This window comes from Thermococcus sp. 101 C5 (assembly GCF_009372125.1).
Lineage (GTDB): Archaea > Methanobacteriota_B > Thermococci > Thermococcales > Thermococcaceae > Thermococcus_A > Thermococcus_A bergensis.
Window position 1 is genome coordinate 1 of the sequence record NZ_WHIZ01000023.1, and the last position, 12,126, is coordinate 12,126.

Genomic DNA, 12,126 nt, shown 5'->3' on the forward strand with positions numbered 1-12,126 from the left:
TTCTCCCAGTTGTGGAGGGTTGAGTAGTGAATGTTTGCTCCGAAGAATTTTCTGCCGTAGTGCTGGGCGTCTCTGAGGGGTAGGTTGTAGTATTGTTTAAAGAGGAGTATTGCCAGTATTGTTTTTACTGGAAATTTTTTGGATTTTGGCAGGTTCTTCAGCTTTCCTTCTGATTCGAAGTCTGCTAAAACGTCAAGAATTGCGAATGCCACGCTTTCAGGGTCTTTGAGTCTGTGATCCCATCTGGGGATCACGACAACCACCTGAAAGAATTCAGCAAAAACCCTAATAAAGGTTACTATAAACACGCCCAGCTTTTTCCAAACCTTTATAAAGTCGAATTTTTAAAAGTGGTTGGGAGAGAGAAAATAAGTTATTAGAGGTGATGTTCATGTCTCACAAATCTGCTGAGATGTACGAGCTCAAAAAGAAGGTTGAAGAGCTGAAAAAGATTCGAGGTCGAGGGACTGAGCTTGTTTCACTCTACATTCCTGCAGGCTATGACATAAACAAGGTTATGCAGCAGCTTAGGGAAGAGTACGGTACAGCCCAGAACATTAAGTCAAAAACAACCCGAAAGAACGTCCTTGGTGCATTGGAGAGGGCAATGCAGCACCTCAAGCTTTACAAGCAAACACCAGAGAATGGCCTGGCCTTATTTGTGGGAAACGTCAGCGAACAGGAAGGTGTTACAGACATACAGCTTTTTGCCATAATCCCACCTGAACCGCTTAACGTCAGGCTCTATCGATGTGACCAAACTTTTGTAACCGAGCCCCTCGAAGAGATGCTTCGAGTAAAAGACGCCTATGGTTTAATAACGGTCGAAAAGAACGAAGCAACAATAGGGGTTCTCAGGGGTAAGAAGATAGAGGTCATTGATGAGCTTACATCCAACGTCCCCGGAAAGACGAGGGCTGGAGGTCAGTCGGCTAGGCGTTACGAGAGAATTAGAGAGCAAGAGACCCATGAGTTCATGAAGAGAATTGGGCAGCATGCCAACGAGGCATTTCTGCCCCTCCTTGAAAAGGGTGAGCTGAAGGGAATTATTATAGGGGGTCCTGGGCCTACAAAGGAGGAATTCGTTGAAGGCGATTACCTCCACCACGAGCTCAAGAAGAAGATCATAGGAGTAGTGGACATAAGCTATCACGGCGAATACGGATTGAGAGAGCTCGTTGAAAAGGCAAGCGACATACTGAAGGAGCACGAGGCAATTAGAGAGAGAAAGCTCGTGCAGGAGTTCTTCAGACACTTGGTCAAAGATACGGGCTTGATAACATATGGAGAAAAGGAAGTGAGAAAAGCCCTTGAGCTTGGGGCGGTCGATACTCTTCTGATAAGCGAGGGCTACGATAGAGTTCGCGTTAGGGCTAAGTGCAACCACTGCGGCTGGGAAGAGCTTAAAACCATGACCGAAAGCGAGTACGAGGTTTACAGGAAAAACCTCAGAACCTGTCCAAAGTGCGGAAGCCAGAACATAAGCTTTGAGAAGTGGGATGTTGCAGAGGAGTTAATAAAAATGGCAGAGGAGAGCGGGGCTGAAGTTGAAGTGATTTCCCTCGACACCGAGGAAGGTCAGCAGTTCTACAGGGCATTTGGAGGGCTTGGAGCAATTTTAAGGTACAAGCTCCAGTGAGGACAGGAGTTCTTTTATCTTTTCTCTAACATCTTCTCCGTCCATCGTGTAGGGTGGTCTTAGGATGGGCTTTATTGAGAAACCTCTTATGCCCATGGCTATCTTTATCGCAGAGCCGAAGGAGGATGCGAGGTCGTAAACCTTTGAGAGTCTGGCAAGCTTTCTGGCATACTCCATAGCCTTTTCGAAGTTTTTCTCTTCAAAAGCCCTGTATAGGGCAATATGAAGCTCTGGGGCAAAGTTTGCGCAGGCCATTATCCCTCCGTCGCCTCCAAGGAGGAGCGTGTTGAGGAAGTGCTGGTCTAAGCCCGTGAAAACCTTAAAGTCCTTTCTTTCGCCTTTGACCTCAAATATAACGTCTCTAACATGGTTTACGCTGTCTATGGTTTCCTTTATTCCAGATATGTTTGAATATTCCAAAGCCAGCTTTTTTATGAGCGGGGCGCTTAGGGGGTTTGCACAGCTCGGGATGTTGTAGATGATTATCGGAATGTCCGTTTTCTCCGCTATCATGGAGTAGTGGTTGAAAAGGGCTTCCTCACTCAGGGGACAGTAGTAAGGAGGTGCTATGACTGCATAATCTGCTCCAATGTCCTGAGCATGTTTGGTTAGCTCAAGAACCTCAAATGTGTTCGTTGAAGCCGTTCCCACCAGATAGAACGTAGAGGTAACCATCTCTCGGCCCTTCTCCGCAAGAAGCTTCTTTTCCTCAAAGCTGAGGCTCGTGAATTCGCCAGTTGTTGCATTGATAAAAATTCCGTTGACTCCGGCTCTTTGGAGATAGTTTATGTGCTCTTCCAGTGCTTGGAGGTCTATAGAATAGTCTTCGTTGAAGGGGGTTACGAGGGGGACTATTACTCCTCTCATTAAATCACCAAGAAAGAAATAAGCGCTTGGTCTACTTAAGGTTTGTGAAAAAAAGAAAAGGGCCTCACATGACTTCTGGGGCTTCGATTCCCATTAAGTTCAGAGCGTTCTTTAGGACTTGTCTCGTTGCCATAACCAGAAGCAGTCTTCTCTCCTTTACTCCTTCTTCTGCCTTCAGAACCGGCAATGCCATGTAGAACCTGTTGAAGACCATCGCTACCTCGTTTGCATAGGTCGCTATTGTATTGGGCTTAACGTCTCTTCCAGCTATTTTTATGACCTCCGGGAATTTTGAAAGGGTCTTTATGAGCTCTTTTTCTTTCAGGTCAAGGTTTGAGAAGTCTGCCCTGCTTAAGAGCTCTTTGCTCTCGATGCTTGTTCCTTCTTCTTGGGCCTTCTTAAGTATGGAACAGCACCTCGCGTGGGCGTACTGGATGTATGGGGCGCTTTCACCTTCAAAGTTCAGCACATCCTCCCATCTGAACGTGATTATCTTTTCCGGCGAATATTTTATCATGTTGTACCTTACTGCGCCTACTCCGACTATCTCGGCTATTCTCTCCTTCTCCTCCTCGCTTAATCCCGGGTTCTTCTCTTCTACGAGCTCTTTAGCCCTTTTTACAGCCTCATCAAGAACTTCATCCACGGTAAAGCCTATCCAGGTTCCCTTTCTTCCGCTGAACTTCCCTTCAGGCCTTACAACGTGTTCGTAGGCTAAGTGATAGAAGTTATTGTATGCATCTTCATAGCCAAGGAGCTTGAGGGCATAGGCAACTGCTTTCTGCTCGTATCTCTGCTCCGAGCCGACGACGTTTATCACTATGTCTGCGTTTGCAAACCTTTCCGGCATTTCTTCCCCGTCTTTTGCGGTCGTCCATGTTTCGTGGTCTTCTTTTCTATCCCAGAGCTTGTAGCGCATGTCCGCTTTAACCTTGCCGAACTTCCACAAGTGATATGCTATGTCCTTTCCAGTGTAAGTTGCCGTTCCGTCGCTTCGTATAAGCACAATATCTGGGTTTTCAAGGTCCGGGAAGATGTCTCCAAGCTTCATTATGAATGCTCCCTTGTATTTGCCTTCTTTTGCCCATTCGAAGTGCTCGTTCTTTTCCATCATTGCGTAGGCCTCTTCGAATATCCCGCTCCTCACTATGTCGCTTTCCCAGCTGAGCAGGTCGTAGAATATGTTCATTCTGTATGTAGTTTCCATCTGTGCTTTGACAACTTTCTCGGCTAACTTTCTACCCTCTTCAGCTATCTCGTTGTCCCCTTCTTCCAGCTTCTTCATGAGCTCTCTTATCTGTCTCTCTACCTCTGGGTCTTCTTCCATTCTCTTATGAACCTCAACATAGAGCAGACCCAGAGCGTGGTCGATTATATCCTTCTTAGAGAGCCCTCTCTTCTCGAGTTCTCTAATGATTCTCTCAAATTCGTCTTTCAGGTTTAGGTAGCCCCACAGAACCTGAGCAAATTGAGCCCCCAAATCATCTATATAGTTCTGAACTTCCACATTGTAGCCAAGTTTTCTCATTATCCTTGCCATTGTATCGCCGAGAATCGAGTTTCTCGCGTGCCCCATGTGGAGGGGTTTTGTTGGGTTTACAGAGGTGTGCTCGACAATGACCTTCTTTCCGTTCCCTAAGTCACTTTCTCCAAACTGGTCGCCTTTTTCTAATATCTCTCTTGTGACAATCCTGCCAAATTTCTCATAGTCCAGGAAGAAGTTTATGTATCCTGCTCCTGCAACCTCCACCCTTGAAATATATTCCGGTAGCTTTCCTTCCAAGCCTGAGAGGATTTCCTGGGCTATCATTCTCGGAGCTTTTCTAAACACCTTTGCGAGCTGAAAGGCAACAGTAGTGGCAAAATCGCCGAGCTCCATACTGGGCGTTTCATCAAATAAAACCTCTCCTTCCCAGCTTTTGCCCTCTTTTTCCAGCATTTCAGAGATGACCTCTTCTATTATCCCCTTGATCTCTCTTTTGACATCATCGTAAGCCACATTCACCACCTGTCCCTCATTTTTCATAAACCTTTAAAAACTACCCGCTTTAAATTTGTTTGTGGTGGGCATGAAAAGGATAGGCGAACACAAAGCCAAAAAGGGCCTTATAAGGTTTGAGATTGAAGAAGAAAATGGCATTGCAAAGGATGTAAAGATTACCGGGGACTTTTTCATCTATCCTGAAGAAGCAGTCAGCGAACTTGAGAGCACTTTAAAAGGGAAAAATCTTGAGGAGCTTGAGAGAGAGATAGAGGACTTCTTCGCAGTGAGGCTGGACATTGAGATGCCTTATATAAACGTTGAGGACTTTAAAATTGCCCTCAAAAATGCCCTGCGTGGTGAAAATGAGAACTAAAGTTTTCTATGCCTTTCTTGGGGTTTTTCTTGCGGGGGTTCTTTTTGGTGTAATGTTTTCTGTGTTAAGCCCTGGTTCTGCGGAGGCTCTGTTCTCAAACCTTAGGCAGTTTTTTGGAGGAACCATAGGAGAAAATACAGACAGATTCAGCCTTTTTACATTTATTTTCCTTAACAACTCAAGGGTTGCCGTGATATGTGCTCTCGGTGGGGTTCTTTTTGGCGTAGTCCCAGCGGGAATACTGTTCTTTAACGGCTTTATAGTGGGACTAGTTGTCCGGTACTTAAACGCGCAGGGAGAAAGCTTGGCGAGAATCCTTCTTGCTATTGTCCCCCATGGAGTAATAGAAATCCCGGCTTTTGCAGTTGCAGGAATGGGCGGAATAGATTGGTATCTAGAGATAATCGGCGGAGAGGGGACTATTGGAGAGCGATTTTTTAGGGGATTCAAGAAGTCTATGAGAATGCTCGCATTGGCAATTGTGATGCTCTTGGTGGCAGCTTTTGTTGAGGCATACATTACTCCAGTCGTTGCCTCAAGTGTTTAAAAAAGAAAAACAGCTTGAAATAGCATTGGCTTTCATTTTTTGTCCACACTTTCTGCGGCAATTTCCTGAACAGGGAAGGTACCGTATTCCTCATAAAGTTCAATTTCCTTCAGGAAGATATCTATCGGGTTCTCCATGGAGCCAATGATGCTTCGTATATGCTTTCTAAAGGTTCCGTTCTTTCTCATGAGTTCCCAGGCTTTTTCAGAAACTTCGAGTGGGTCCGTGGAGTGGAACTTAATACCAAGGCCTATAAGCCATTTCGTGACGGCTAAGAGCTTACCCGGGTAAGTTGAAATGGTTGGAGTTCCTAGAGCTAGGGCCTCCCTGTTCATTGTCCCTCCAGCGCCTATCATTAGCTTTGCATAGTAGAGGAGAGACAAGCTGTCCGTAACGTGTTCCGGGATTATGACGTTTTCAAAGTGCTCGAAGCGCTTCTTTTGACTTTCTGTTCTTGGGAATAACACTATTGGGATGTCTGGAAGTAAGGGAATTATGTTTTCAAGAACACTCTTCTCAGCATCCCCGTTGAAGTAGTTGGCCTTTATGGGCTCCGTCCGCATTACAATGTAGCTGTGTGAATGTAACCCCAGCTCCTTTAGGGGCTTTTTGCTGGGTATGAATCCGTAAAGATGGGCCAGCTCCGAGAAGCCGTTTATAGGCCTCATTCCGTTGGGATCGGCACCGCACTTGAGAAGTTCATATGCGTCTATCGCCTTTGGGAATAAAAGCCGCTTTGTATAGGGGAGAATAAGCTTGTTTTGACCAATGGCCGTTTCGTTGTCCACGAAGCCTATAGATGGTATCTGAAGGCCAAAGGCGACACGTGGAGCCTCTGCGGAGTGCTTGTAAAGTGCCATATCAGGCTTCTCCTCAATTATGAGCCTGCTGAGCAGGTACATTCTCTCGGAGCTTGCGAGAAGCTTTCCCTCAAGTGTTGCTCCTCCGTGCTTTCCCACAACGTAATAGTCTATTCCCAACATATCCAAGATTCCAGTTAGGCCGTCAAATTCCCTTGTGGTAACCAAAACTTCATGTCCTCTTTTTTCAAGCTCCCTGATTATACCCTTGAAGAAGTGAGCATGAGGTGCATTGACAATATCTACCCATATCTTCACGGATTTCACCCATTATTATGGACAGCTTTGTCCATTAAAAGGGTTTCCGTAAAACGGTTTTCCTGCCTTTATTTTTCAAGTTACTCAAAAACTCTTTATTTTGTTAATCGTTTATTACGATTTCTGTTCATGAGAAAAGGTTTTATATTGGAGTAATCATGTAAAGATGCTAGGATAAACGTAGTTTATGAAAATTTTCTTGAGCTTGCTGGGAAATCTTCTTGGATTACCACTTGAAATTGTTTCGTAGAAAAACCTTAAATTTTGGTGCTCAATCTTTCTTCTTGGTGAGAATACATGAGAGAAAAGATAATGGACAGGAGTGCAGAAATTGTGGTTATAGGTTTGGGTTATATCGGTCTTCCCACGGCTATTATGTTCGCTAATGCCGGATTTAAAGTGATAGGGTATGAAATAAGGGAAGAGGTCGTAAAAAAAGTAAACTCTGGGAATTCTCACATAATTGAACCGGAAATAGAGGAAATGCTAAGGAAAGCGCTTGAAAACGGAAATTTGAAGGCCACTTCTGATAAAAAAGAAATAAAAGGTAAGGATGTCTACATAATCTGCGTTCAGACCCCCCTAAAGGAGGATAAAACTCCCGACTTGAGCTACCTTGAAAGTGCCGTTAGAACCACTGCTGAAGCCATAAAGAGGGGTTCTCTCGTGATTATAGAAAGTACCGTTCCTCCCATGACGACTCTAAAGATGGCAGAGCTCATAGAGGAGTTGAGTGGTTTCAAAGCCGGGGAGGATTTCTATATGGTTCATGCCCCCGAAAGGGTCATGCCCGGCAGAATATTCAAGGAGCTCATCTATAACTCCAGAATAGTTGGTGGCATAAACGAAGAGAGCTCTGAACTTGCTGAGCTTCTCTACAGGACGTTTGTAAGGGGCCAAATCTTCAAAACAAACTCGACCACAAGTGAGATGGTAAAGCTGATGGAGAACACCTTCAGGGATGTAAACATAGCTTTGGCTAATGAGTTCGCTTTCCTTGCTCATCAGTATGGGATTAACGTCTTTGAGGCAATAGAGCTCGCCAACACTCACCCGAGGGTTAAAATCCATATCCCGGGAATCGGTGTTGGGGGCCATTGTTTGCCAAAAGACCCATATTTGCTCCTCAGTTCTGCAAAAGAAGACTTTGGACTGATAAGGAAAGCAAGAGAAATTAATGAAGACATGCCGCTCTTTGCAAAAGATCTCCTCATGAGCTCTCTGAAGACCATTAACTTTCCACCGGAGGAAGCTGTAGTGACGGTCTTGGGGCTGTCTTACAAGGGCAATTCCGATGACACCAGGAATTCTCCCGCTATCAAGTTCATCGAGGAAATAAAAGATGTCGTTAAGGAAGTAAGAACCTATGACCCCTACGTTAGGGGGACCCACGAAAGCCTTGAAGCAGCTTTGAAAGGAGCGGATGCTGTTGTTATAGCAACAGACCATTCAGAGTTTAAGAACCTGGACTGGCAATCCATCGGAGGCCTTATGAGAAATAAAATACTCATAGACGGAAGACATGTCATAAAAGAGCCTCCGAAAGGATTTATATTCAAGGGGATCGGGAGGGGCGAGTATTGAAGCCGGCTTTCGTCTTTGGCACAAGGCCGGAAATAATAAAGCTTGCACCCGTAATAAGGGCATTCGAAAGGAAGGGCATTGAGCCGCTAATAATCCACACGGGCCAGCACTATGACTACGAGATGAGCAAGATTTTTCTGGAGGAGCTGGAGCTGCATAAAATCGACTATCACCTTGAAGTGGGCTCCGGGACTCAGGCTTATCAAACTGGAATTGCAATGATAAAGATAGAGGAGGTTCTCATGGAAGAGAAGCCAGATGTTACTTTGGTTCAGGGCGATACAAATACTGTTCTAGCGGGGGCTCTGGCGAGTGTTAAGCTTAGAATTCCCGTTGCACACGTTGAAGCTGGCTTAAGGAGCTTTGATAGAACTATGCCGGAGGAAATAAACAGAATTCTGGCTGACCATGCGAGTGAGATTCTCTTTGCTCCGACGGAGGACGCAAAGAAGAACCTTGAGAGGGAAGGGATTGTTGAAGGAGTTTACGTGGTTGGAAACACGATAGTGGATGCAGTCCTTCAGAACTCGGAGATAGCCGAAAGGAAAAGCAGAATTTTAGAAACTCTTGGACTAGAACCAAAAGAATACGCCCTTTTGACAGCCCATAGAGCTGAGAATACCGATAGCAAAGAGAACCTCAAAAAGCTCGTGGAAATAATAGAGTCTTTACCGATACCTGTAGTTTATCCCGTTCATCCAAGGACTGAAAAAAGGCTGAAGTCCTTTGGCTTATGGGAGAGGCTGGAAGCAAAAGAACACGTAGTCCTCACAAAGCCTCTTGGCTACCTTGACTTTTTAAAGCTGCAGAAGAATGCTAAGTTCGTTTTAACAGATTCCGGTGGAGTTCAGGAGGAGAGCATAATCCTCAACGTCCCATGCCTAACCCTCCGCTATAATACGGAGAGGCCGGAGACAATAAAAGCCGGAGGAAACGTTCTGGTTGGTCTTGAGAAGGACAGAGTTCTTTGTTATGTCGATAAGCTCCTAAACGATGAAGAATTCTACGGCAGGATGGCAAGTGCCAAGAATCCATTTGGAGACGGGAAGGCTGGAGAAAGAATTGTCGAGATACTCATGGACCTTTACGAGAGGGGAGAGCTAAAGGTAAAGAGCTCGAGGTTCATTTAAAAAAGAAAAGGGCTTAGCCCCTCACAAGCGCAAGGACTCCCAGAGCTGGAACTGTTAGCTCTTTTTCATATATTTTGTCTCCACTTGGGAAGATCTCTTTCCATTTACCTGAAGGAAGGGAGATAGTCGTACTTTTTAGTGCATTGTTTGCAATTACGAGAACTTCGTCCTCATGCCCTCTGAAAAATGCTATCACTCCTTCTTTTGCAGTGTATAGCTTTATTTTGCTGCTTGTTAATGCCGGAACGCTTTTTCTCAAATCTGCAAGGCTTTTGTAGTGGTTCAAAACTTCTTCATTTACGGTATCCCATTGTATAGGGTACCTCTGTGAATCGAAGTGCTCCTTATTTCCAAGAAGACCTCGTTCGTCTCCCTGAAAAGTTACAGGCATTCCCGGAAGTGTATAGAGGAGCGTTGAAAGGAGCTTTAGTCTTTGAATAGCCTCAGGCTTGGGAGTATCGCCCAAGTTCCCGCCGCCTAAGTCAGTGAGGACTCTTGAGGTATCGTGGGAGCTAACAAGATTGAAACCCATTGCAACGACATTTTCTCCATAGCTTGCGTAGTATCTTCCCAAGAGCTCAAGGGTTCTCTCTCCGTTCCACTGTCCTTTAGCGTAAGCTAGGAGAATGTCCCTCCCGAGGGCGTAGTTCATAAGGGAGTCAAAAGCATCTCCCTGAACCCATTCCGGGGATAGCTGCCAGATTTCCCCAACTATATATGCATCGGGATACTTTTCCTTAACGGCTTTCCTTAACTCGGAAAAGAACTCTTTGCTGTTTATAAGTTCAGTTGGCGCGTCTATTCTTAAGCCATCAAAGCCAAAATCCAGCCAGTACAGAGCCGCCCCTATTAAGTACTCCTTTACCTCGGGATTTACAGTGTTGAGCTTTGGAAGACTTCCAATGCCCCACCAGCCGAGATAGGCGTTTCCATCACCGAGATTGAAGGGCCACCTTTTTATGAAATACCAGTTCCAGTAGGGACTTTCTTTTCCTCTGGAAGCAACATCCAAAAAGGCCCAGTGCCCAATCCCGCTGTGGTTTGGTACAAAGTCAAAGATAACCCGGATACCTCTTTTGTGAGCCTCTTCAAGCAGGGTTTTTAAGTCCTCCTCCGTTCCAAATTGAGGGTCGAGTCTGTAATAGTCATAAGTGTCATAACCATGAGCGCTCCCGGCTAGGAAGATGGGATTTAGATATATTAAAGTTACACCAAGCTCTTGGAGATAATCGAGCTTCTCAATTATTCCCTTGATATCACCACCATAATACTGGTGGCAGCAATGTAATCCCGTTATCGGGTCGCTCCAGTTGGAGAGAACTGGCTTTTTATCCGTTACTTCATTAAACCAGAGCTCGTCCGTTTGAAGCGCTAGGGGATCGTTACTGGAGTCACCATTGTTAAAGCGATCCGGGAAGATTTGATACCCTATTCCTTTACTTACCCATTGAACCTGAGGGAATCTATCCACGCCGTCAAAGTAAAAGAACGGATTTTTGGATGTGTTGAGGATTAAAAGTTCCCCATCATTCGTCTCAAGTTTGAAATAGTACTTTATTGGAGTTACTTCTTGGAGTTCCACCCTCCATACTTCCCCGGAACCCCACCATAGCTGGCGCTCCATTTCGTGCTCTCCCTCAGAACTCACCAGAAAAGCTGATTTTATTTGATTGGGTCTTGTTTTAAACCGGATAACCGTTCTATTATCTGCAATGGATAGATAAGCGGGATTTTCGGGATCGTGTTCTATAGTTAACTCAAGTTCTCCTTCCACTATTTTTACTGCATTTTTGCCTCCGAAGCCGTCATCAATATAGCTATCGGCTGTTGGATCAACTGTAGACATATCCTTTACCCATTCGCCGTTTATGAAGAACTTGTATTCATATTGACCTGGCTCCAGGCAAACAGTTTTTTTCCATACCCCATTTTCATTCTCCATTGGCAGTTCTTTCCAGTTATTGAAACTCCCACGCAAGCTAACAGAAGTGACGTTTTTTCCTTGTGGGTTATACGTGAAAGTTACGGGGACTTTTCCAGTAGGGCAGGTGCCTTTTACTTTTTCGTTGAGGTAAAGCGTTTTGTAGTTATCTTCTGGAAGGGTTAAAGTCTGTTCGGTACCTTGGCTTTTGATTTGCTGAAGACATCCTGAGGCTATTATTCCTATTATGAAAACTAATACAATTCCTACAGAAGTCCACCTTTTCATTCTATGTATCACCAGTGGTGATTATCTCGCGGATATATTAGGATTTCGCTAAGTGGTGAATTAAGAGGAATTTGGACATTTTGTATTATCCAGATCAATTTTTTGCAATTCGCTGACTATGGCAATTGCCGCCCGCTTTAGAAGATATCTCTTGTACCCTTTGAGGCTCATTACTCCCTTGGAGCGGTCAATTAAAATTATTTCTCCGGAAGCCCCAACTTCAGATTTGTTTACTATGAATTTGATAAACTCCTTCTCCTTATCTGTGGCGTTTTCATACCTTAGATAATGGGCTGGGTCACCAACGTTGGAGTATATAAAGCGCGCTTTTATACTGCCTCGTGAGAAAAACGGAGAATACATAACGTTCATTTCTTCCACCCAAACCGCCAGGAACTGCCCCTCACATTTTGTGGGGGATTCGAGTATCACGACTTCTTCTCCTCGGGCTTGTAGTTCGTCTGCCATAATCCTTCCGAAATCTGAATTCGGGTAAATGCAAAAGCCTTCGTTGATAGTTACATTTCCACATGCTCGTCCTACTCCAGTTGAGGCATTAATATCTGATCTGGAGCTGATGAATACAAAATCTCCAAAAATAAAAGCTGTGACCACTGCAAGCACGAGAATTAAAGCAATGTGTGAACGTTTCATTTAACTCCCTCAGTATTTTTA

General features: G+C 44.8%; 11 protein-coding genes. 5 read left to right on the forward strand and 6 right to left on the reverse strand.

Translation table 11 applies throughout. The features are described 5' to 3' along the window. Positions 1-308 (reverse strand): hypothetical protein (locus GBV73_RS04840; RefSeq protein WP_152878644.1); only part of this gene is annotated, 308 nt, incomplete at its 3' end. A gap of 83 nt (positions 309-391) precedes the next feature. On the opposite strand from GBV73_RS04840, the gene prf1 reads away from it, so the two are divergent. Beyond that, positions 392-1,639: a peptide chain release factor aRF-1 gene (prf1, locus tag GBV73_RS04845; RefSeq protein WP_042697889.1), complete on the forward strand. Its 1,248-nt coding sequence runs from the start codon at positions 392-394 to the stop codon at positions 1,637-1,639. On the opposite strand, the gene GBV73_RS04850 is transcribed toward prf1, so the two are convergent. Then, positions 1,619-2,506: a dihydrodipicolinate synthase family protein gene (locus GBV73_RS04850; RefSeq protein ID WP_042697886.1), complete on the reverse strand. Its 888-nt coding sequence runs from the start codon at positions 2,504-2,506 to the stop codon at positions 1,619-1,621. The genes prf1 and GBV73_RS04850 overlap by 21 nt on opposite strands. A 64-nt stretch (positions 2,507-2,570) precedes the next feature. Then, the gene (locus GBV73_RS04855; RefSeq protein ID WP_371717015.1) at positions 2,571-4,505 is read right to left on the reverse strand and encodes an arginine--tRNA ligase; all 1,935 of its coding nucleotides are present in this window, start codon (positions 4,503-4,505) and stop codon (positions 2,571-2,573) included. A 70-nt stretch (positions 4,506-4,575) separates the two neighbouring features. On the opposite strand from GBV73_RS04855, the gene GBV73_RS04860 reads away from it, so the two are divergent. Beyond that, complete coding sequence (locus GBV73_RS04860; protein WP_042697882.1) at positions 4,576-4,863, forward strand: lipoate protein ligase C-terminal domain-containing protein; 288 nt, start codon at positions 4,576-4,578, stop codon at positions 4,861-4,863. Continuing rightward, positions 4,853-5,410: a stage II sporulation protein M gene (locus tag GBV73_RS04865; RefSeq protein WP_042697879.1), complete on the forward strand. Its 558-nt coding sequence runs from the start codon at positions 4,853-4,855 to the stop codon at positions 5,408-5,410. Before GBV73_RS04860 ends, GBV73_RS04865 begins: the two co-directional genes overlap by 11 nt. Before the next feature lie 32 nt (positions 5,411-5,442). Here GBV73_RS04865 and GBV73_RS04870 read toward each other — a convergent pair whose 3' ends face one another. Beyond that, positions 5,443-6,528 (reverse strand): DUF354 domain-containing protein, encoded by a 1,086-nt coding sequence (locus GBV73_RS04870; protein ID WP_371717013.1) that lies wholly within the window; start codon positions 6,526-6,528, stop codon positions 5,443-5,445. 297 nt (positions 6,529-6,825) lie between these two features. Here GBV73_RS04870 and GBV73_RS04875 point away from each other — a divergent pair, with 297 nt between their 5' ends. Both GBV73_RS04875 and wecB read left to right on the forward strand, forming a co-directional pair. Continuing rightward, entirely contained in the window at positions 6,826-8,112 is a 1,287-nt protein-coding gene (locus GBV73_RS04875; protein WP_152879729.1) for a UDP-N-acetyl-D-mannosamine dehydrogenase, read from the forward strand. Further along, positions 8,109-9,242 carry a non-hydrolyzing UDP-N-acetylglucosamine 2-epimerase gene (gene wecB, locus GBV73_RS04880; protein WP_152879731.1) on the forward strand — a complete coding sequence of 378 codons (1,134 nt, stop codon included), beginning with the start codon at positions 8,109-8,111 and terminating at the stop codon, positions 9,240-9,242. The genes GBV73_RS04875 and wecB overlap by 4 nt, the downstream gene beginning before the upstream one ends. A gap of 13 nt (positions 9,243-9,255) precedes the next feature. Here wecB and GBV73_RS04885 read toward each other — a convergent pair whose 3' ends face one another. Both GBV73_RS04885 and GBV73_RS04890 read right to left on the reverse strand, forming a co-directional pair. Then, complete coding sequence (locus GBV73_RS04885) at positions 9,256-11,463, reverse strand: alpha-amylase family glycosyl hydrolase (protein ID WP_371717014.1); 2,208 nt, start codon at positions 11,461-11,463, stop codon at positions 9,256-9,258. Positions 11,464-11,511: 48 nt separating this feature from the next. Then, complete coding sequence (locus GBV73_RS04890; RefSeq protein ID WP_152879733.1) at positions 11,512-12,105, reverse strand: hypothetical protein; 594 nt, start codon at positions 12,103-12,105, stop codon at positions 11,512-11,514. Positions 12,106-12,126: the final 21 nt, after the last annotated feature.